Annotated in this window: 8 protein-coding genes; 2 read left to right on the top strand and 6 right to left on the bottom strand. The window is 48.6% G+C overall.

What is annotated here, in order from left to right; genetic code table 11:
• Positions 1-152 precede the first annotated feature (152 nt).
• On the top strand, positions 153-1148 hold the full coding sequence (locus tag GSQ66_RS10890; protein WP_162429021.1) for a DUF1028 domain-containing protein: 996 nt from the start codon (positions 153-155) through the stop codon (positions 1146-1148).
• A gap of 231 nt (positions 1149-1379) precedes the next feature.
• Positions 1380-2780, top strand: coding sequence for a M20/M25/M40 family metallo-hydrolase (locus tag GSQ66_RS10885; protein ID WP_162427496.1), 1401 nt, complete (start codon positions 1380-1382; stop codon positions 2778-2780).
• A 393-nt stretch (positions 2781-3173) separates the two neighbouring features.
• Here the strand turns inward: GSQ66_RS10885 and GSQ66_RS10880 are convergent, their stop codons facing one another.
• From GSQ66_RS10880 to GSQ66_RS10855, 6 genes are all read right to left on the bottom strand, one after another.
• Positions 3174-4391, bottom strand: a complete 1218-nt coding sequence (locus GSQ66_RS10880) for an S-adenosylmethionine:tRNA ribosyltransferase-isomerase (protein ID WP_162427495.1) — start codon at positions 4389-4391, stop codon at positions 3174-3176.
• Positions 4392-4485: 94 nt separating this feature from the next.
• Positions 4486-4890, bottom strand: coding sequence for a DUF2721 domain-containing protein (locus GSQ66_RS10875; RefSeq protein ID WP_162427494.1), 405 nt, complete (start codon positions 4888-4890; stop codon positions 4486-4488).
• Between the two features lie 19 nt (positions 4891-4909).
• Positions 4910-5446, bottom strand: a complete 537-nt coding sequence (locus tag GSQ66_RS10870; protein ID WP_162427493.1) for a hypothetical protein — start codon at positions 5444-5446, stop codon at positions 4910-4912.
• A gap of 1135 nt (positions 5447-6581) precedes the next feature.
• Positions 6582-7586, bottom strand: a complete 1005-nt coding sequence (locus tag GSQ66_RS10865; protein WP_162427492.1) for a PorP/SprF family type IX secretion system membrane protein — start codon at positions 7584-7586, stop codon at positions 6582-6584.
• Positions 7587-7594: 8 nt separating this feature from the next.
• Positions 7595-19975: a gliding motility-associated C-terminal domain-containing protein gene (locus GSQ66_RS10860; RefSeq protein WP_162427491.1), complete on the bottom strand. Its 12381-nt coding sequence runs from the start codon at positions 19973-19975 to the stop codon at positions 7595-7597.
• Between the two features lie 460 nt (positions 19976-20435).
• Positions 20436-23006: a M14 metallopeptidase family protein gene (locus GSQ66_RS10855; RefSeq protein ID WP_162427490.1), complete on the bottom strand. Its 2571-nt coding sequence runs from the start codon at positions 23004-23006 to the stop codon at positions 20436-20438.
• Positions 23007-24204: the final 1198 nt, after the last annotated feature.

Here is a 24204-nt window from a genome sequence, read left to right as displayed (position 1 = left end):
GATTTTTATAGTATACTTATACGTTGTAGCGAAGTTGTGGCTGTAACTTCCGGTTGCTACTGCTCAGGAAGTTAAAGTTTAGTCTCTCAACATCCTTGCCTTACTTGCTGTATAGTTATAGTATTAAAATTTCTCTTATGAACCTGAACTTCATGAAAAAGACGCTTTACACGGTGGCATCGTTGTGCTGCCTGGCAATGCCTGCTGCCCGCGCACAGGTGTTTAAAACCGAAGAGCCACTTGCCCATACCTATTCTATAGTTGCCCGCGACCCCGAAACCGGCGAAATGGCCGTGGGCGTACAAAGCCACTGGTTTTCGGTGGGTACGGCTGTGCCCTGGGTAGAGGCCGGGGTTGGTGTGGTAGCTACCCAGTCCTTCACAAACAAGTCGTTCGGGTTACGCGGGCTGGAGCTTCTAAAGCAAGGCAAAACACCGGAAGAAGCACTGGCTATCCTTTTAAAAGACGATGAAGGCCGGGAAGTGCGCCAGGTTTCTATACTGGATGCGCAGGGACGCGTGGCGACTCATACCGGTAAAAACTGCATCCGCTATGCCGGACACATTACAGGCAAAAACTTTTCGGTGCAGGCCAACATGATGCTGACCGACAAAGTGTGGCCGGCCATGGCAAAAGCCTTTGAACAAAGCACAGGCAAGCCACTGGCGGAGCGTGTGCTACTGGCCATGCAGGCAGCCGAACGCGAAGGCGGTGATATCCGGGGAAAACAATCGGCAGTTTTGGTGGTGGTAAAAGGTGCAAAAACAGACAAGCCCTGGGATGATAAAACCATAGACCTGCGTGTAGATGATCACGAAAAACCACTGGATGAATTAGCGAGACTCCTGAAAGTATACCGTGCCTACGAACACATGAACAACGGCGACCTGGCCGTGGAAAAAGGGCAGATGGAAAAAGCCATGGATGAGTATGCCAAAGCCGAAACCATGTTCCCGAATAACCTTGAGATGAAGTACTGGCATGCCATTACCCTGGCCAACAACGGCGATGTAAACGGCGCCACCAAGCTGCTCCGCGAAGTATACAAGAAAGACGACAACTGGAAAGAGCTAACCACACGCTTACCTGAAGTTGGTTTACTCACGCTAAAGCCGCAGGACCTGAAGAAGATTCTGGATGTGAAGTAATACCCACTGATTGTTAATGGCTGATTGTTGAATTTAATAGATCAGCTCTCTGCTTTTTCGGACATCCTTGTCCGGAAGAGCAGAGAGTTTAAAACTTCACCTAACCCCGACAAACTATAAAATCAGCAGGAAAGTGCAAGTATAGACTTAGTTATATGTTATAACTCCGGAAAGTATTTTCTAACTTATAGGCACAAACAAAACAACCTAACTAAACAACTCACCTACATAATGTTATTTAAGAACAGATTCCGTCACTTCCTGTTAGCTGCGGCAACGGTTGTAGCTGTGCCTGCCATGGCAAGCCAATCAACCGCTCCCTCCGATTCTGCTACTATAAAGCAGATCTACGACAACGCCCTTACCAGCACCAAAAGCTACGAGGACCTGCGTTACCTTACCAAGAACATTGGAGCACGCCTGAGCGGCTCGCCACAAGCAGCAGCTGCCGTAGAGTGGGGCAGGCAGGTAATGAACAAAATGGGCCTTGACAGGGTGTATGTACAGGAAGTAATGGTGCCCCATTGGGTGCGCGGCGATAAAGAGATCGGACGTGTTCTGAGCGGGCAGGTTGGTTCTACGGACGTGAACATTGCAGCACTTGGCTCTTCTATAGGCACCGGCGAAAGCGGCCTGACAGCCGAAGTAGTGGAAGTGCACAACTTCGAAGAACTGGAGAAACTGGGTAAGAAAAAGGTAAAAGGCAAAATCGTGTTCTTTAACCGTCCTTTCGATAACACGCATGTACAGACGATGGCGGCTTATAGTGGCGCTGTAGACCAGCGTGGCGGTGGCCCGGTGGCTGCTGCTAAACTGGGGGCCGTGGCAGTTATAGTTCGTTCTATGGCCAACGAGATCCAGGATGTTCCGCATACCGGCAACACCCGCTACCAGGATGGCGTGGAGAAGATTCCGGCCGCAGCCATCAGCACAAAAGGCGCTGAGCTGCTGAGCAAACAACTTAAGAACGACCCGAACCTGAAGTTTTACATGCGCATGACCTGCGAGAACCTGCCGGAAGTGCTGTCTTATAATGTGATCGGGGAACTGAAAGGAACTGAGAAACCAGATGAGATTATAGTTGTAGGCGGTCACCTGGATTCATGGGATCTGGGCGAAGGCGCTCATGACGATGGCACAGGTGTAGTACAATCTATGGAAGTGCTGCGTTTGTTTAAAGACCTGGGCATAAAGCCGAAGCGTACGATACGTGCCGTGTTGTATATGAACGAGGAGAACGGTTTGCGTGGTGGCCGTAAGTACGCCGAGGAAGCCAAAGCCAAAGGCGAGAATCATATTGCAGCTATCGAGTCGGATGCCGGTGGATTTACGCCGCGCGGTTTCGGGATGGAAGCTACTCCAGCGCAGATACAGAAAGCATTGACCTGGAAACCCTTGCTGACCCCTTACGGCCTTCACGAAATTGGAGCCGGACATGGTGGCGCTGATATAGGCCCGCTGAAAGGGCAGGGCACCGTAGCCCTTATCGGCTTCAAACCCGATTCACAGCGTTATTTCGATTATCACCACACCGACATCGACACTTTTGAAACCGTGAATCGCCGCGAAATGCAGTTAGGCGCCGCTTCCATGGCCTCACTGGTTTACCTCATTTCTCAGTACGGTTTGTAGATCTGGGAATCTGAAGATGAGGAGATGATCTCTCCAAAATATTAAAAACGCCTGCTCTGGTTATCCAGGGCAGGCGTTTTTTTGTCTGAACCGGGATTAATGGATTGGACCGATGTAGAGACGCAATATCTTGCGTCTCTGCTACGGAGAGATAGGATTTAGATATTGATTGAAAGTTCAGAAACTATAGAGCCATAGTTGCGGCTATAGTTACCAGAGTAGAAGAAAATGCTGGCGGTATCTAACCGGTGACTTACAGTGGATGCGAGCCTTCAGACTTGCTGGGCTATAGTTGCATAGTTAAGTTTATCCGGTTCAAACCACTACGTTTCATAGCGGAGACGCAAGGTATTGCGTCTCTACATCGGTCCAATCCATTAATCCCGGTTCAGACTACGGCAGCAACAGCGAACTATCGCCGTAGCTCAGGAATCTATAGTTATTGTCCATGGCGTGCTGGTAAACTTTACGCCAGTTCTCGCCAATCAATGCTGAAACCAGTAACAACAGCGTACTTTCGGGCTGATGGAAGTTGGTAACTAGGCCGCTGCAGATCCTGAAACTATAGCCCGGTGCAATGATGATCTGGGTGCTGGCGTGCAGGTGGTCGGTTTTATAATTTGCCATATAGTTAAGCAGTGCCGTTAAAGCTATAGTTGGTGTGGGCAGATCTATAGTTTCATAAGCAAACCACTGGGTAATGTGCAGCTGGTTTTGTGGCAGGACAGGTTGCTGATGAACTTTAACGCCCAGCCAGTACAAACTCTCTAAAGAGCGCATACTGGTTGTGCCTACCGGAATAACCGGTTTGTTATGCGCTACCTGCTCCAGCAGCTGAACTATAAAATATTTGGTTAAATACAGTTGCTCGGCGTGCATCTCGTGCGCTTCCATTACATCAGCTTTCACCGGCTTAAAAGTGCCTGCACCCACGTGCAGCGTCAGGTATGCAGTGGTAATGCCTTTGGATTTTATAGTTGCCATTACCTTATCTGTAAAATGAAGGCCGGCAGTCGGGGCCGCTACAGCGCCTTCCTGGTTCGCATAAATGGTCTGGTAGCGGGTACGGTCGTCGGGAGTGAGGTCGCGGTTAAGGTAAGGAGGAAGCGGCAGTTTACCGCAACGTTCCAGCACTTCGGCAAAGGTCAGATTGGCAGGCTCCCAGGCAAAGTTTATCAGGAAATGTCCGTCCTGTTGAGCTTCGCGTTCGGCTGTTATAGTTCCGCCTTCGAAGTGCAGGTACAGTTTGCCGTTTTTCCAGCGTTTGTTGTTGCCTACCAGGCATTTCCAGGTGCAGCTTTCAGTTTGCTGCATAGCTAGTTGCACTTCGGTATATGGCTTTACCGGCTCCAGGCAAAAGATCTCAACTATACCGCCGGTCTCTTTCTGAAAAAGCAACCGCGCCTGCACTACTTTGGTATCGTTAAAAACCAGTAACGTATCGGCAGGCAAAAGCTCAGGCAGATCGGTAAATCTATAGTCGGCTATAGTTCCGTTTTTATAGTACAGCAATTTGGATTGGTCGCGTTCGGGCAGCGGAAACCTGGCGATTCGGTCGTCTGGCAGCTCGTACACAAAATCTTTAATCGCCAGCTTTTTAGGATCGGACATTTTATAGTTAAGAGTTTAGAGTTATGAGTTAAGAGTTGTGTGTAGTGATGTTCAGTTAATTTTTAACTCTTCACTTTTAACTCTTAACTAGTTACTAACTGTTCTCAGTTTCTTCTTCCAGGTCATCAAGTTCCAGGGTCAGGGCTTTTACGGATATCTGTATTTCGCGCAGGGCTAAGGCCAGCGATCCAAGCAGCAGCAGTAAGCTTAACCCGAATACATATTTGCCAACTACTTCGTAACCGGCAAATAGGATGAACATACAAAACACGCAGCCAAACATACTCGATATGCCCAATGCCTGCATGTTACGGATAAGGATCAGCCGTATTCTCAGGTTCTCGATCTGCCCGAAAACAACGCGGCTTTGTGTGGTGGCATACCGTTGTTTTAAACTCCTGATCAGGTTAGCTAGGGCCATAAAACGGTTGGTATACGCCAGCAACAATAACGAAATAGCCGGAAACAACAGGGCAGGGGTGGTCAGGGTGATTTCCATGGGGCAAGCTATAGTTGGGCTACTGTATGCTTTTCAGGAAATCTTCGTCCAGCGGTTCGTCGTCATCGTCCTGCTGGGCATGGTGTTCAAAATCGATGGCAGTCAGCAGCTCCAAACCTTCCAGCATCAGTTCATCGAGCTCTTCTTTAGAACTGGCATCTAAGGTAGCTTCAAACAGGCCAAGTATGTGTTCGCGCTCTTCGTTTACAAAAATCTCGTGGTACAGGTTATCAAACACTTTGATCTTTTTCTGGACGATCTTGTCGATCTCCTTTGAGCTTTTCGCAGCAATGGCTTCCTGTAATACCTGCAGCGCTTCCACACTGGTTTCGTTATCAGCCAGTCGGGTATAAGCTTTCAGAAAAGCAATACCTACGCCCAAACGTACACGCTCAAACCTAAAATTCAGCTCATCTGTTGGCTTGCCTGTCTGAACGAAGAGTTTATAAGATTCTTCAAATTTTTTGTAGACATTGGCAGCACCTTCCTCAAAGACCTGTGGGTTCTCTGTATCATAGGCTGTCTCAAGTAGTAGCTGTAGGTTTTTGGCGCTCATGTGTTTATTGCGTTATAGTTTGCAAAGGTAATGGTTTCACCTGAATTGGCTCTTCTCACAAGTTGCTTCTTTTATTTCCGATGAAAGTAGGATTTGGTTACAGGGTTTTGTTATCCCGAGCAAAGCCGAGAGATTTTAATTGTCCTATAGTTACACTTTTGTCATTTCGAGCATCGTGAGAAATCTATTATAGATTATAGTTTGATTCTCTACGATCAGCCCCCAAGCCTTTTCTTCTATAGTTACTTTCAATCCTGGGAGCTTTACTTGCCTACTGTTCTATAGTTGGCTTTGGTGCCCTCACGGCCGGGAGGCCCCGTCTTGGGGGTAGGGGCCCTCGATAAGGGCATCGCGCTGCTGCTTTCTTGCTACCCTCGTACCTCGTGTTGCCTGGCGGCATCGCAACAAAGCAAAGGCGCTCAACCCAAAGACTGTGATCAGTTCGATAGCTATAGTTTAAAGGAACTGCTATAGTTGCATCGCTTTACCGTGCCCATAGTTTCGTAGGGACAGGTCGCGACCTGTCCGATCGACAGGCTGTACTGTAAGACTATAAAACCAACTATAGCAGAGTCAGAAATTCCCCTCTCGGGAGGGGCAGGGATGGGTTAAAATAGTAGCCATAAAACGATACCTTCTGCCCTCGCCCGCGTCCCGCGAGTGTGAGCTTCTTAATGGCGTCCCGCCACTTGTGCCTCAGGCACAGGTCAAAGCGGCCAGAGTCCGCAGGTAACTCACACTCGCGTCCCGCGAGCGAGGGCGTAGAGATCATATCAACCCAAAAAAGACGCAAAGTATTGCGTCTCTACAATCCCAATCCGTAGGGACAGGTCGCGACCTGTCCCTACGGATAGACTGCAACTATAGAACTAAATTGTAAACTATAACAGCAGCAGAAATTCCCCTCTTGAGAGGGGCAGGGGTGTGTTTAGTTCCCAACTATAAAACGATAGCCTTGGCTACTGCAATTCTTGTCGCTGCCGGCCAGTTGAGTCAGGAGACTCGCGCCAGTAGTACGAACTATAACTTTACAGAATCTCCCTCTCCTGTTTTTAGGAGAGGGTTGGGGTGAGGTAAAACAAAAATCCCGGCAACTATACAGCTGCCGGGATTTCAAAATCTCAACTGTAAATTACTACCATACCCACTGCGGGCATAGCACTCTGCTGGCGTTATTCAGTTTAAAACCAACTACAACCTCATGGCTTCCTGCGGAAACACGGCTCATGCTGGAAGTGGCCACCTCGTAGGAATAACCTACATCAAACATATAGTTCAGGTTAATACCTGCCATTACAGCCCATGCGTCATTATGACGATACGACATGCCTCCCCAAACATACTGGGCATACAAAGCGCGCAGATTCACATCTACTGCAGGCGTGGCCGAACCGGTTGCTTTTACCATAACAGAAGGCACAACAGCCAGGTTGCTGGAGGTTTGGAGACGGAAGCCGGCTGTTCCGTAAAAGTGCGGTTGCAGGTTCATGGCCGGGTCATCGGTGGTTACAATTTCCTGCTTGCTTTTCAGTAACTGCATTCCGGATAAGCCTATATAAAAGTCAGGGCTGTATAACCATAACCCAACACCCACATCCACTTTACTTGCCGACATATTACCGCCTACCAGGTAAGGGTCGCTTGGGTCCAGTACCTTGGCACGGTCCACATCGACATTGTATTGCGTTAAGCCACCTGCCAGTCCGCTGGATAAAGTTAAATAGCGGGTAATAGGCTGGTGATAAGCGTAAGTCGCGTTAAAAGTTGAGGTACGCAAAAGTCCTGCTTTATCAACCTGCACAACTGCCCCTACACCGTGGTGCGGTACGGCTTTTTTATAGCTGTTGCGGGTAGGGAAACCATACTTATTCGCCTTCCTGGATTTTGGTGATGTTTTAGCATTGTCCGGGTTGCCGATAGAACCATGGAAAGTGACATACATGGTTTCCGGTGCGCCTTCCACGCCTGCCCACTGCCCGCGGTAACTGGTGCGCAGGTCGGCATAACTTTCTATGCCGCCTACTGCAGGGTTTGTGAGGTAATTGTTTAAAGCGTACTGTGTGTATTGAGGGCGCTGTTGCGCCAGTGCGGTGCCTGCTGCGGCAACCAGTGCCACTACTATAGTTAAAATACGTCTCATAGCTGGCATTACTTAATAATTGTTATACTTCCTGAAATAGGTGCTTCGTCTCGCGACAGGTAAATAATGTAGTAGTAAGCGCCGAGTGGCATTGGCTTGCCGTTGCGCATACCGTTCCATGGTTCAGAGTAGCCTTTGCTTTCGAATATCTTTTCGCCCCAGCGGGTAAATATCTCCACGCGGCAATCCGGGTAAAGCTCCAGGTTCTCTACATAGAACACATCGTTTATACCATCGCCGTTCGGTGTCATGGCGTTCATCGGAACTATAGCCGGCACAACATTTACTGTTACCGAAGCCGAAGCTGTACAGCCTTCAGCAGTTGTTATAGTTACAGTATAAGTGGTCGTTACTTCCGGTTTGGCGATTGGCGTGGCGCTTGTAGGGTCGCTCAGGCCGGTGGCCGGAGACCAACTATAGGTAGCACCACCAGTTGCAACCAACTTGGTAGCCTTTCCCTGCATAATGGTGACATCACCGCTTACATTTGCTACAGGGTCTACCACGGTCACTGTTACTTCTTTGCGGGCGCTGCTTTCGCAGTTGCTGCTGTTCACAGCCTGTACCCAGTAAGTAGTAGTCGAATATGGTGTAACTGTTAATGTCGTACCCTCGGCAATGTAAGTGCCTCCTTTCGGTGCATCGAACCACTCCAGCCTTGTGCCAGGCAATACGCCTGTTGCCTGCAGGGTAACACTGCCACCCGGGCAAACCGAAACAGATGCTATAGTTGGCAATGTCGGCAACGGAACAACTTCCATCTTCACGGCATTACTGATGTGATCTTCGCAAGGGCCGGAGATCTGAACAACACGACGGTACCATACATTTTTAGTCAGGGCCTGGGTTGGTGCGTAGTGCTGCCCCGTAGCGCCCGAAATGTTCATGTAGTTTAAACCGTCCGGACTTTGCTGCCATTGGTACGTGTAGTTCTCTGATTGCTGGAAGGCCACCGAACCTGTTAAGGCTGCCGGTATGCTACCAGTACAGATCTGCTGTGCGGAGCTGATGGTGTTATCTGTCACCAGCTGGTTTACAGTTATAGTTACCGCACGGCGGGCGCTACTTGCACAACCAGTCGCGTTTACAGCCTCTACATAATAGGTAGTGTTGGTGTAAAGTGGCTGCGTTGTAAAGTTGATACCCGATGCAATAGACGTTCCGCCGGAAGCAGTGTAGTACCAGCGGTAGGTAATGTTGGAAGCTCCTGTTGATGGATTTTTGATGCGCAGGGTAGCAGTGCTGCCGGCACAAATGGTCACATCATCAGCCAGCGGCGTAGCAGGAAGTGGTGTTACAGTTACCATAACGGCATTGCTTACACTTTCGCCGCAAGGGCCTGCTGCTCTCACAACTCTTCTGAACCATGTATTCTGCGTAAGGGCGCCCGGTGCATATTCCTGGGCATAAGCTCCAACTATACTCACAAAGTTTACACCATCCTCGCTGCGCTCCCACTGGTAAGACAAGGTAGCGTTTCCACCGCCTGTAGGCACCGTACCTGACAGCGGAGCCGGCATGGCGCCACTGCAAATGGTCTGGTTACCTGTTACCGTGTTATTAGCCAGCGACGACATAATGCTAACCGTTACCGCCTCGCTTGGTCCTGCACAGGCAGTAGGTGAGGTTGTGTTAGCTCTTACATAGAATGTTGCCTGGGAAGACAGCGGGAATGTAGTGTAAGTAGTACCTGTATGGAGCATTGTGCCGTTCGCATCGTACCACTTATATACAAGCGATGGATCTGGCTGAATGATCTCCAGTTTAGCTCTTCCGCCGCTGCAAATTGTAACATCATCAACTATAGGTGCGCCCGGTTTAGCTGTAACCGAAACTATAGCCTGGGCTCTTGTCGGGCTGCTGCAACCTCCTGTATTCACTGCCTCTACATAGTATAATCTGGTAGAGAACAGGGCATCTTTCGACGTGTAAGAGAGGCCGGAACCGATCAGGTTTGTTCCGGCGGCATCGTTATACCATCTGTACTCTACTGTCGGGTCAGGATTCTTAACAAATAAGGTTACTGTTTCGCCGGAGCAGATCGAAGCGTTCGATACGGAAGGTGTAGCTGGCAATTGCGTTACGCTTACTACCACCGACTGGCGCTTCGGACTGATACAGCCTGCCGCATTTACAGCCTCTACATAGTACGTAGTGCTGGCCGTTAATCCTGAGATAGAATGTGTGTTTCCGGTTGCCAGTAACTTACCCGATTCACTGAACCATCTATAGTTGAGCGAAGCATCCGGCTGTGATACACGTAGCGTTACCGTTTCGCCGGCACATATCTGCTGGTTAGATGCGATCGGGGTAGCCGGCAATGCGGATATGCTTACAGTTACAGGAGTTCTTTCGCTAACACAACCAGAGGTGTTGGTTGCTTCCACAAAGTATGTTCTGTCTGAAGTAAGGGCGCCGGTTTCGTAGGTAGTTCCTGTTGCCAGGGCTATGCCGCCGGTTGCTGCACTGTACCATTTGTAGGTTAAGCCTGCAGCTGCCTGCTTCACGGTAAGTGTTGTTCCGCTGCCTTCGCAAATAGCACGGTTGTCTACTTCAGGAGCAGTTGGCAGTTGCATTACACTTACCATAACCGCTTTGCGCTGGCTGGCGCAGGCCTGTGTAGTGGTGGTGTAAGCTTCCACGTAGAACATGGTGTTCTGCTTCAGGTTTGCTGTTGTAAATGATGAGCCATCTGCTACAAGTATTCCGTTTCCGTCGAACCATCTATAGTTCAGTTTTACATCCGGGTTGGTAACACTTAGCGTCGTTTTCTCATTGTAACAGATCACCTGATCTGCTGCCTGTGGTAAGGCTGGCAATGGGGTAACATACACGGTTACTGCTTTACGGGCACTCACGCAGCCACCGGCATTCACGGCCTCTACATAATAAGTAGTTTCCGCCTGCAGGCCATCTGCTGTAAATGTTATTCCCGTGCCAAGGCTGTTGCCTCCGCTTGCTACACTGAACCAACGGTAGGTATAACCTAACTCAGGGGATGTTACCGACATGGTAGCTCTTGACCCAGCGCAGATAGTTACGTTGCTGGCCAGTGGTGTTGCCGGAGCAGAGATAACCGTGATTTTAACGATGTTACTTTTCTGGGCCGGACAGGTTCCGTTCTCTACGCTTGCCGTTCTTCTGTACCAGGTAGTAACAAAAGTGGTAGCTGGTTTATAGTTCTTGCCTGTTGCCGTCGGAATGATGTTATAGTTGATGCCATCCTCGCTGCTTTCCCACTGGTAGGTTACGGTTCCATCGGTGCTCATTACCTCATACCCGATAAGTGTGCTTGGGTCAGAGCCGCTGCAAATGGTCTGGTTGCCACTTATCGTGTTGTTAATAATTGGCTGGGCAACATATACGGTAGCCACTGTACGATTCGGGTTCACGCAACCTGCACCTGAGCTTGCCTCAATATAGTAAATGGCATCGGCAGCAAGCACCGGAGTTGTGAAGGTTGTACCAGTGTGCAGTAATGTTTCTGTGTCATCGTACCACTTGTACACAACAGCTGGTGTCGCGTTCTTCACGTACAACGTAGCTGTAGAGCCTGCACAGATCTTCGCATCATCGGCAAGCGGTGCTGCCGGCGATGGCGTTACGGTTACATATACTGTTTCGCGGGCACTTACGCAGCCAGGAGAAGTAGTTGTTACCGCCTCTACATAGAACATGGTGTTAACTGTCAGTCCGCGTGCGGTGTAGGAAGTACCGGTTGCTAAGGCCGTTCCGCCCTGGTTGTACCAGCGGTACATCAGGCTGGCATCCGGGTTAGAAACTGTCAGTACAACTTCGCTGCCCTGGCAAATGGTCTGGTCGGCTACAGCCGGCATGGCTGGCTGCTGAATAACCGTCACCGTAACTGCCTTGCGGCTCTCGCTGGTGCAACCCGACGCTGTTGATGCCTCTACATAATAGGTTCTGTTAGAAGTAAGGGCAGCCGTAGTGTAAGCAGATCCAATAAATACCGGAGTTCCGCCGGTTGCTACCGTGTACCACTTATAAGTAATGCCCGGGATGATACTCTTCACAGAAAGCTGGGCCGATGAGCCTGCACAAACACTGGTGTTATCAGCAAGCGGAGTGGCAGGTCTGGTAGCAACATTTACAGCAACTATAGTTCGGCCACTTGCGCAGCTTAGCGCACCAGACGTAACTGCCTCTACATAATAAGTAGCGTTGCTGTTTAGTGTGGCGGTCGTGTAGGATGTTCCTGTTGCAAGTAAAGTTCCGTTGCTATCGTACCAGCGGTAGGTCAGGCTGGCGGTCTGGTTCTCTACTGCCAGTATGGCCTGTTCGCCGGCGCAGATATTCTGGTCTGCTACCATCGGGGCTTCCGGTAAAGGCATTACCGTTACAGAAACTGTTCTCCTTGAGCTGATACAACCTGTCGCATTCACAGCTTCTACATAGTAGGTGGTTGTGCTCTCCAATGGTGTAGTTGTGAAAGATGTTCCGGTTACGATTGCGCTTCCGCCGGTTGGTGTCGTGTACCAGCGATAGGTATAGCCAGGAGTTACATCTTTTACGCTCAGCGTAGCAGTAGCGCCAGCACAAATTGTTGTGTTGTCGGCAACCGGAGTAGCTGGTATCGGCTGAACAGTTATCTGGATCGTGTTACTCACCTGCTCGCCGCATGGGCCAACTGCTTTTACTTTTCTTCTGTACCAGGTAGTAATGTTAAGGGCAGCCGGGCTATAGTTTTGTGTGGTGGCATTGCTGATGGCTGTAAAGTTTACGCCATCTTCGCTGCGTTCCCACTGGTAACTATAGTTTCCGCCTCCACCGTTTGGCAACGAGCCAGTCAGTGTAGCTGGTGAACTGCCGCTGCAAATATTCTGGTCTGCAGTGATGAAGTTGTTGGAAATAGCCGGCGTAACAGTTACAGTTACCGCGCTGCGCGAAGCGCTGCTGCAGGCTGTACCCGTATTGCTGACTGCTTCTACATAATATGTTGCGCTATAGTTGAGCACACCGGTAGCAAACGAAATGCCGGTACCAACCAGCGCGCCACCGCTATACCAGTTATAGTATGCCGTAGGGTCCGGGTTCTTCACCCACAGGGTAGTGCTGCTGCCCGCGCAGATAGAAGCATTTTCGGTTACTGGCGTAGCTGGCAGTGGCGTTACATTTACGGTTACTGCTTTGCGGGTTGTGCTGGCGCAGCCTGTGGCTGTTACCGCCTCTACATAGTAGGTCTCGCTAACTGACAGGCTTCCGGTTGTGTACGTGTCGCCGGTTGCCAGCAGCGTTCCGTCGGTAGCCGCGTTATACCATCTGTAAGACAGGTTAGCATCCGGTGCGTTTATAGCCAGTGTTGCCGGCTGACCTGCGCAAATGCTAACATTATCCGCAGAAGGAGCAGCTGGCAGTGGCGTTACAGTTACAGCAATTTTTGCCCGCTGGCTGGCACAACCTGCCGCCGAAACAGCCTCTACATAATAGGTTCTGTCTGATGTTAAGGCACCTGTGTTGTAAGTAGCGCCGGAGCCAACTACTGTTCCGCCTGCTGCCGAAGTATACCACTTATAAGTATAGGCCGGATCTACAACAAGAACAGAAAGCGTAGCTGTCTCGCCTGCGCAAACACTGGTGTTCTCAACTACAGGTATAGTTGGCAGATCGGTTACGGTAACTATAACGGTGCTGCGGCTGCTTACACAGAAAGGAGCGCTTGTAGTGGCTGCTTCCACATAATATGTTGTAGTAGTAGTTAGGCTGCCAGTGTTGAAAGTAGCGCCGGAAGCTACCTGCTCACCGATGCTGTTATACCATTTATAAACCAGCGACTGATCCGGTGCACTGACACTCAGAACGGCCGGGGTGCCTGAACAAACGGTTTTGTTGGCAACCACAGGCGCACCAGGCATTGGGGTTACGGTTACAGTTACAGCTCTTCTTGGGCTTATACATCCGGCTTCGTTAATTGCCTCTACATAGTAAGTGGTAGTTGCCTGTAGTTCCGGGGTGGTAAAGGTAACTCCGGATCTCAACACTGTTCCGCCACTTGCGGCATTAAACCAGCGGTATGTATAGTTTGCTACCGCACCGGATATGCTTAAGCTGGCAGATGAGCCCGCACAGACAGTAGCATTGGCAGCAGTTGGTACAGCAGGAAGAGGCGTTACAGTTATCTTTACTATGTTGCTGTTATTCTCTTTGCAAGGGCCATCGGTTACTACTTTTCTTCTGAACCAGGTATCGGTTGTAAGTGCTTCCGGACTATAGTGTTGCGTGGTGGCACCGGTTATAGTTGTAAAGTTCAGGCCATCCTCACTCTTCTCCCACTGGTAACTATAGTTAGCGCCTCCTGCCAGTGGCTCGGTTCCGCTAAGTGTAGTTGGTGCGCTCGCATAGCAAATGACCTGTTCAGCTGTGATGGCGTTGTTGCTTACCGGCTGCAGCACTTTTACAGTTACCACTTCTTTGGCCGGGCTGGCGCAACCGTTACTGGTCACAGCTTCCACGTAATATAGCGAGCTCTCAGTAAGTGTGCCTGTCGTAAACGATGTCCCGGTCGTGATCAGGTTCTCGTTTCCATCATACCAGTTATAGTTTACAGATGGTACCGGGTTTTGTACAACCAGGGTTGCCGTAGCTCCGGCGCAGATAGTAGGCTGGTTTACTTCCGGCGTAGCTGGCAATGGCGTTACTGTTACCGTTACCGTGCGGCGTGTGCTGTTACAACCGGTAGTAGCAAGGGCAACAGCTTCCACACTATAGTTGGTAGTGCTGCTTAGTGCTCCTGTGTTAAACGAAGTGCCAGAGCCTAGCAGGTTACCGGTATTATCATACCAGTGGTAGGTAAGCGAGGCATCCGGTGCTGTTATAGTCAGGGTAGCACTGCTGCCTGCACAAATGGTGGTGTTATTTACAACCGGAGCAGATGGAATAGGAATAACATTTACAGATACGGCTTTGCGCGATGTGCTTATGCAGCCCGCAGCATTTACAGCTTCAATGTAATATGTTCTGCCTGAGGTTAACGTTGTCGTTCTGTAAGTAGAGCCTGTATGCAGCGCTGTTCCGCCGTTTGCTGTACTATACCACTTATAGGTCAGGTTCGGGTCAACATCTTTCACGGCAAGGTCTGCCGTGCTGCCCGAGCATACGGTTACATCAGTTGCCTGTGGCGTTGCTGGTAATGGCGTTACGCTTACTATAACCGTACTGCGGTTGCTTATGCAAGATGGCGTTGCTATAGTTGCAGCATCTACATAGTAAACAGTGTTGGCTGAAAGCGCATCGGTGGTATAGGTAGGGCCGGTTGCTAACAAGTTTCCGGCGCTGTTATACCAACGGTAGATCAGGGTTGCATTTGGAGAACTTACCGCCAGAATAGCCTGCTCGTTTACGCAAATGCTGCGGTCTTTTACTACCGGAGCTGTTGGCAATGGCGTTACTGATACCGTAACTGCTTTGCGTGGGCTTAAACAACCTGTCGCGTTGGATGCTTCTACATAATAAGTAGTATTGGTAGTTACAGCAGGTGTGGTAAGAGTGGTGCCAACACCCAGTATGCTGCCCCCGGTAGCTACTGTGTACCAACGATAGGTGTATGCAGCGTTCGGGTCTTTAACGCTTAACGTAGCGGTGCTTCCCTCACAGGTAGTGGCGTTATCAGCAAGCGGGGTAGCGGGCAGTTGGTTTATAGTTACTTTAACAACGTTGCTGACATGTTCTGGGCAGTTATTGTTTGACTTTACTCTTCTTCTGAACCAGCTTGTCGCATTTAAAGCTCCCGCTGTATAAGACTGTCCGGTTGCATTTGCGATGATCGAGAAGTTAACCCCGTCCTCGCTGCGCTCCCATTGGTACGAGAAGTCGCTGCCATCGCCGGCCGGCAGTGTTCCGGTAAAGGTTGCCGGTGCCGTGCCGCTGCAAATGTTCTGGTCTGCAGAGATAATGTTGTTTGTGATGGCTGGCGTAACGGTAACACTAACGGTACGGCGCGAAGCGCTGACGCAGGCGTTGCTGTTGTTTGTGACAGCCTCAAGCTGGTATGTCGCGCTATAGTTCAGCACTTCGGTAGTGTAAGAAATGCCTGTTGCAATCTGTACGCCATCCTGGTACCAGCGATAGATCAGGCCAGGCTCCGGGTTCTTCACCCAAAGGGTAGTGCTGTTGCCTGCACAAACGGTAGCGTTATCAGCATTCGGAGTAGCCGGCAATGGCGTAACCTGTACCGTAACCGTTCCACGTGAAGTGCTGGCGCATCCGCCTGTAGTTACTGCCTCTATGTAATAGGTTGTAGTTGCTGCTACAGAGCCAATAGCGTAACTGTTGCCTGTTGCCAGTAACGTGCCACCGGTTGCCGCAGTGTACCATCTGTACGAAACATTGGCAACTGGGTCTTTTACTGTCAGGGTGGCCGGAGCGCCGGCACAGATCGATACATTGTCTGCTGTTGGTGTTGCAGGAAGTGGCGTTACGGTAACATCAACTTTAGAACGTGCGCTCACACAACCAGCAGCTGTTACAGCTTCCAGGTAAAACGATCTGGCTGAAGTAAGGGTGCCGGTGTTGAACGAAGTACCTGTGCCAATGGCAGAACCTCCTGTAGCAGAAGTGTACCAGTTGTAAGTAAACGATACATCAGGAGAGGTAACTGTAAGCACAGCCGCGCTTCCCGTACAGATAGCTACACTTTCAGCCGCAGGCATGCCCGGGATAGGTGTTACAGATACAACTACTGCTTTGCGTGGGCTGGCACAAACAGGGTTGGTTACTGTTGATGCTTCTACATAATAGGTAGTAGTAGTTTGCAGCGCAGCAGTTGTGAATGTAGTTCCGGTAGCTACCTGGTCGCCACTTGCGTTGAACCAGCGATAGGCCAGCGTTGCGTTCGGGTTTGTTACAGATAAGGTTGTGCTGCTTCCTGCGCAGATAGTTTTATCCAGCGCCTGCGGCATTTCAGGTAGTGGTCTTACTGTAGCAGTTACGGCTCTTCTGTTGCTGGTGCAGCCAGTTGTGCTGGTAGCATCCACATAATAAGTAGTAGTAGCTGTAAGGGTTTCTGTAAGTAAGGTAGCACCAACGCCTACCGGACTTCCGCCTGTTGCCGTGCTGTACCACTTGTAAGTCAGCGACGGGTCTGGTGTTGAAATGCTTAATTGTGCTCTTTCTCCATTACAAACAGTAGTGTTAAGAGCAGTTGGTGTAGTTGGCTGAGGAGATACGGTAATTTTAACCGGGGTGCTTACATGTTCAGGGCAGGAGCCTGCAGCTGCTTTTACTTTTCTTCTGAACCAGGTAGTTATAGTTAGCGAACCCGGGCTGTAAGTGGAATTAACGGCTCCGGCAATACTGGAAAAGTTTGTGCCGTCTTCGCTTCTTTCCCACTGGTACGTATAGGTTCCGCTTCCGCCGGTTGGCTGCGTGCCTGTTAGCGTATATGGCGTGCCTCCGCTACAGATAGTTTGCGCGCTGCTGATAGTGTTATTGGCAATGTTCGGCGTAACAGTAACTACCACCGCACGACGTGCAGGGCTCGGACAGGCAGTTGTTGTATTCGAAACGGCCTCTACGTGGTAGGTGGTGCTATAAGCCAGAATATCAGTAGTGAAGGTAACACCCGATGCAAGCAACGAGCCGCCCAGGTACCAGTGATAAGTTGCCGTAGGGTCCGGGTTGTTTACAAATAACACTGCCGCATCGCCGGAGCAGATAGTTGTGTTGGATACATCCGGGATAGCTGGCAATGGCGTTACGTTCACATAAACCGGCTTTCTGTCAGAACTCGTGCAGCCTTCAACGGTTGATGCTTCTACATAAAAAATGGAGCTTTCAGCCAGGGCTTCGGTTGTATAGTTGGTGCCGGTTGCAAGCAGTGTTCCGTCCGTATCATCGTTATACCAGCGGTAAACCAGGTTGGCATCAGGAGCAAGTACTTTTAGTGTTACCGTAGCACCCGCGCAAACCGAGGCATTGTCGGCCTCCGGGGTAGCAGGAAGCGGGATAACCGTTACAGATACTTTTCCACGGGCCGGGCTAACGCAACCAGTGGCAGAAGTAGCCTCAATATAATAATCTTTGCCTGATGTGAGGATGCCTGTATTATAGGTGCTGCCTGTTGCAATGGCTGAACCACCTGTGGCCGTGCTGTACCATTTGTAAGTCAGGTTGGCATCCGGGCTGTTTACAGCCAGCGTAACTCCGGAACCGGTACAGATAGAAGTGCTTGTGGCTGTAGGAGCGCCAGGTAATTGATTTACAGTGATCTTAACCAGGTTACTTACAGACGTTTTACAGCTGCCTGTAGCGTTCACCTTTCGGCGGTACCAGGTAGTGGCTGTTAGAGCGCCTGGGGCAAAGTGTATGCCTGTAGCTCCTGTTATCGTATAGAATAAACTTCCGTCTATGCTATATTCCCACTGGTAGGTATAACCGCCGCCGCCACCAGTTGGTACGGTGCCTTGCAGCGGAGCAGGCTTGGCACCGCTGCAAAGTACCTGGTCAGTAGAGATAGTATTTCCGTCTATTTTTGGTGTTACAGTAACTTCTACGGCTACTTTAGGACTTGCACAGCCCGGCGAAGCTTTTGTTACGGCCTCTACATAATAGGTTGTGTTAACGGTTAGCGGAGGAGTGCTATAGTTGATGCCTGTAGCGACAAGTGTATTGTTGCTGTCATACCATCTGTAGAAGATTGCGGCATCGGTAGGTTCTACGGCCAGTATAGCGTTGGTGCCTTCGCAGATAGTGATATTGGCCGCATTTGGTACACCAGGTAAGGCAGTAACTGTTACTTCCACAGAACGGCGCACACTATAACAACCGGCATCGGAAGTGGCCTCTACATAAAACGTTTTGCTTGATGTAAGTGGGGTTGTCGTATAGGTTGTGCCCGTAGCCAGCAACGTCCCGCCTTCGGCAACATCGTACCAGCGGTAAGTAAAGTCAGGTTCAGGGTTGGTTACAACTATAGAGGCCGGGGACCCATAACAAATCATCGGATCATCAATATCTATAGTTGCAGGCATTGGCGTAACCGTTACAACAACTATATTACTTATATTCATCGGGCAGCTGCTGGCCGCCTTTATGGTTCTTCGGAACCAGGTCGTAACCTTAAGCGAAGCAGGCGCAAAGTCTTTGGCATTGGCTCCCTGCACATCCGTAAACGTGTTGCCATCTGTGCTTTGCTGCCACTGGTAAATGTAGCCACCGCCACCGCCTGTTGGTGTAGTGCCAATCAGGGGTTCCGGCTTGCCACCGGTACACATGGCCTGGTTTGCCGAAATACTGTTATTAGCAATAACTGGTGTTGCATTGGCATTTACTGCAATCCGGGTTGTGTTAAAGCACTGTGTCTGTGCAGTAGTTGTGGCTTCTACATAATATGTTACCGGACCTGTTACTGGCTGAGGTGTTATAAAAGTTGGCCCGGTGCCCAGCATAGTAGTGCTGGTGGCTGTGGCATACCAATTATAAATCGTGTTGCCATCGTTGTTCGAAACTACAAACCGGGCCCGCTCGCCAGAGCATACCAGCTGGTCAGAAACGATTGGTGTGGGAGGGATGGCTGTTACAGTTACTTTTACCGGGTTGGTTTCTTCGCCGCAACCGCCGTTGTAAGCTATTCTTTTGTACCAGGTAGTTTGGTAAAGTGGGGGAGGTGAGTAGCTTTTGTCGGTAGCTGATGCAATTGGGCTATATCCGGAACCGGCACCTGTAGTGCTTTGTAACCACTGAAAGGTCATGTTCTGGGGTGCGTTGCCATCAATGGTGCGGGGCCTGGTGCCGGCGCATATTTCCTGGTTACCGTTCAGTATGGTTGCATTTCCGTTGGTTAAAGAGGAAGTTATAGTTGCTGTAGTACGGGGAGAAGTACATCCGTTGGCTGTTATAGCCTCTACCTCTACCTGCATATAGCTGGCGTTGTTCATAGTATAAGAGGTGCCCCATACCAGCAATGCGCCTGTGCTTTTGTTATACCATTTATAGATCAGGTTCGGGTCTGCATTGTTTACCCATAGCGTGGCATTGCTTCCTGTACATACGGCCATGTCATCCACATCAGGTGCAGCCGGAATTGCTTCTATCGTTATAAGCTGTGTATCCTCGGCTCTTGCAATTTCATCCCTTCCGCAACGCTTGGTAACCGTAACAGTAACGGTGTGTGTGCCCGGTGTCGGGAAGTTTATAGTTGGGTAAGCAGTAGTTGCTACCACAGTTCCGTTCAGCTTCCAGGAATACGTTAGGGCATCGTTAGAATATTTCGGCGTATGGGCTGGGTTGGTTGTGCTAAAAGCTATAGCTCTCGGGCCGCAGTAACCAATGTCATCCGGAAGGGTAACAGAAGGCGGCTGACATTGCGATAATGCAGCTGATGGTAAAAACCCTAAAAACAATAAAGTGAACACCAGCGGTAGAAGTATTCTCATAAGCAATTCGTATAACTGTGTACTATAATTGGTCTACTATCAAAATAAATTGCACTAAAAACATATAAATTATTGATGTATTCAACATGCGTTATGTTTGATGTATCAATAACTTAATTAGTATAATATTTAGAAAGTTTGAGCTGATCTGTAAAGCAATAATAACAAATTATAGTTTCTCCCGTAGCAATTTTTTATACTGCTATAGTGTTGAAAACTAATAAATAAGCTAACTATAATATATTAATACCTTAATAAAAAGGAAAAATAACGGTCGTTCGTAATTATAATTTAAACTATATTTTTTTATAACTATTTAAATTCGCCAGGTATCTGTTTTGTGGTTTCTGCTATCGAAGGGGCTTGGAAGGAAAATTGTAATTCACGACGATACTTAAAACAAAAAGCCCTGACTTGTGGTCAGGGCTTTTGCAATACAGGCTATAGTTTATAGTTGCTGTTACTCGGCGCGGGCAGAACGGTTGTTAATAATCTGGCCGAAGAAGATGCTGTTCAGGAAAAGTTTGTTGGTGCCATACCAGAATGCCCTGAAGTTCGGGTTGTCCGGCATTGCTACCACTTTGCCTGCACCAACCGCTGTAACTGCAACTGCGGCTGAGTTCTTTATCTGTTGCAGGTTCTGTTTTGAAATGTAGCCAGCCATTAACGGGTTGGCAGTATACATAACCGGGTTAGCATAAGGGTTCTGAGATGGCTCTACAAACAAGGTATTGCTGCGGAAGATCGGTAATTTGTTGTCTGTATAACCATAAGCCAGCGGGTGTGTAAGGTCTAGCGTGGTCTCAAAAATGGCACCGCCAATTACCTGAGCTCCAGATTCATTGCCAAGGTCAGCGTACGTTTTGCGCAAAGCTGCAGGTGTGTCCTTTACGTTTTTAAAGGTAATGTTGCTCAGGCCGTTATCTGCCAGCCATTTGATTGCATCGCCCATGCCTATAACTGTATTCCCCTGCTGTACCCAGGCGCGAAGTTTGTCTTTAGAGATGCTGTTATAAGAACCATCGGCCATCACTAATACATTGTAACGGCTCAGGTTGGCGCGGTTAAAGTTATCTGTTGTTATTAGCGTGGTTTTAATATCGAAACGGTTATCAAGCAGGTGCCAGGCCTCTCCTGCATCGTTGCTGTTCACTCCATCACCTGTAAGTAACATAATGCTTGGTTTGCGCAGATTCAACATCATCGGGCTACCCAGTTTTATACCTGATGAGGTAAGGCCGGTTTGCATTGCAAACACTTCTATGCCATTTTTAAGCGCTGCCTCTTCTAATAGCTTGTATAGCTCTGCGCCGGATACTGGCTGGCCCGCCACAGGTATAAGTATGGTTCCGTAATCAAACGTTTTTCCATCTCCGCCCTTAAAAGTATCGGTGGCTACCTTAGCCTGTATGCCGTAGTCAAATAAAGTGTTAAGTACACGAGGAGCATAATATGCTTTCCACTCAAAAGCATAGGCGTAGGTGCTTTGTCCTCCGGTTATTTTACCAGTTGGCATCTGTGGGTTAGTTACTTTCTCACCGAGCTGTGCCGGTTTATAGTTCTTCCCGTTCAGGGCGTTGTATTCCAGGTCAAAAGCCAGCGGGAAAGTCCAGGCAGAAATGTCGTAGAAAAGGCTGTCTTTAAACGTGGTACGTTTCTCGAACATGGCCTCAATCAGTTTGTATTGCGGCTGCTCCAGTGGTACAATGTAAGCGCTCTCCGGGTTATAGTTTGTGTTGCCTACTTTTATAGTTTCTTTTGGCTTATAGATAGCGATCTGGTGCTGGCGAATGATCTCGGCCAGGTGATAAGCGCGGGCAGGATCTTTCTCAGAGCCAAAAATATAAGCTTTGGTAGCTGCCTTCTTCGATTCGTTTATTGACTGCTTATAGAAATCACGCTGATGTGCCAGTAGTTCTTCGCGCATGGCGTTGGCGGCCTCTAACGATGAAAGTGTAGTTACAAACTGGTTACGGATGGTGAACGGGAAGGTGAGTACCCCATTTATGCTCTCCTGCGCATGCCCACGGGAACTTGCCTGTTCAAACAAAATACCAACGGCGCCATTCACATCCGGGTAAGTAGATCCCTTGCCATAGTAAAAGTCGTCGTAGCTTTCTTCGGTATAGTACAGTGAGCCGATCTTGTCCAGAGCTTTTGCGTGGTAATTGCCGATTTTCTGTGTCAGTTTAAACGTGTTCTCCGGCGAAAGCGGGTGGTTGCGGCTCGGTATTCCCGGCTGGAAAAAGAATGTAGCATTTGTGCCCATTTCGTGGTGGTCGGTCAGCAGGTTTGGTTTCCACTCATGGAACTTTGCCAGCCTGCCCTGCGATTCCGGGTGCTGTAACGGTAACCAGTCGCGGTTAAGGTCGAACCAGTAGTGGTTGGTTCTGCTTCGAGGCCATACTTCAGCAAATTCGGAGCTGTTCGGGTCTGATACCAGGTTTTTGCCACGGTTTGTGTTTACCCAGCTGGCAAATCGGTTCAGGCCATCCGGGTTAATGGCAGGGTCAACCAGAACTATAGTTTCTTTTAGTAGTTTTTCGATCTCTGGCCCCTGCGCAGCAGCCAGATGGTAAACTGCCAGTAAGGCGGCATTGCTACCGCTTGGTTCGTTACCGTGCACACTATAGCCCATCCAAACAACAGCCGGCATGTTTTTTATATCCAGCTTACCGGAGTTCTCCGGGTCTGTTAATTGCTTGTGGTCTGCTTTTAGCTTCTCTATATTTTTATGATTATCCGGAGAGGTGATAGTGAGCAGGTACAGTGGTCGGTTTTCGTGGCTGCGGCCATACTCAGCTATCGTTATCCTGTCTGATACCTGATCCATATAGCGCATGTACGTTACCAGTTGGTCGTGGCTTATATGCCATTCGCCAACTTCGTAGCCAAGTACCTGCTGCGGAGTTGGTATGTTTTTATCATAAGTAACATTTTTAGGCAGGTAGTACGAGAGTGTAGCCTGTGCCTGTGCCAGCTGGCTACATAGTAAAAGTGCTGTAACAGCAAGTGCGTACAGTTTTTTCATTAGGGAAGTTTAAAGTTTAAGATGAAGAAGTTTACTACTGCAATTTGTCTTTTTATATAGTCTTTTACAAATGTTAAATCCTGTCATGCCACACGTACTGACAGTTGTCAATTATTCGCATCATCAAAGCACTTCTGACCTGCAAAGCAAAACTCAGGTTTAAGCAACGCCACATGCTACCCAACATCAGGGTTTGTTAACTGAGACTTGTAAGATTTTTCTGAAGCTATAGTTGCTGGGCGGCTTGTGTCTGGTTTTAATACAAAAAGCGGTTTAAATGCTATTTATAGGTATTATTCAAATATTTATATCTATAAATATAGTTCAAATAATATATGCGTTTAAACCCTGTAATGATAACAGGAATAAAAAAAGTTAAATATTAGCGTAACTAAAATACAAAATATATGTACTATGTTAATAATATTTGGTACTTATAACCAAAAAATATTATGCAGAAGCTATACTTTGTTGTTTTAGTGCAATTTTATAGGTCATTAGAGGAAAGTTACTTCAATTCCTCTTCTCAACCACCTGATTAAACTGCAATTTCTTAAAGTAATGCTATAAGGTTTATCTCATAGCAACTGAAAAACCACCTTAAAAAACAGGGTGGTCAGGCTGTTTATTGCCATTTCAGAAGCATTTACACTCCACTGCACTTCATAACCCAAAGGTGCTCCCAAACACAACACAACCCAAACCCAGCTTAATCCCTAAAGTCATTAACCTCATGAAGAAAAATTTTACTCGACTTATCAGCTCGACAGACAATGTTCGGCAAAGTTTAATCACACTACTCACACTCTTCCTGCTTATAGCTCTGTTGCTTGTCGGCCGGCAGGTTTCGGCGCAGACTACAGAGCCTTTTAGAGATGATTTTAGTAATAATACGCAAACGACTCTTGGCCCTTATACTAGAGGAAATGCCAGCATAACCGGAGGGCAATTGCAAGTTATTGGATTAACTGGAAACCCTAGAGGATATGATGGATATGCTGTAACTACAAATACAATTACATTCTATCCTGGTATAACTTATACTATTTCACTTAAGGCTAGAGCAGCAAATGAAACAGGTAAAGTTGAAATTACTTTTGGAACAACTCAAGCAAATGCTAGAGCATCTTCAGGGAATAGGATTCTTGGTTCGGCAACAAATAACGTCGCAATCTCCTCAACATTTCAAACTATAAGT

This window comes from Pontibacter pudoricolor (assembly GCF_010092985.1).
GTDB classification, from domain to species: domain Bacteria; phylum Bacteroidota; class Bacteroidia; order Cytophagales; family Hymenobacteraceae; genus Pontibacter; species Pontibacter pudoricolor.
This window is presented reverse-complemented; position numbering and strand designations above follow the sequence as displayed.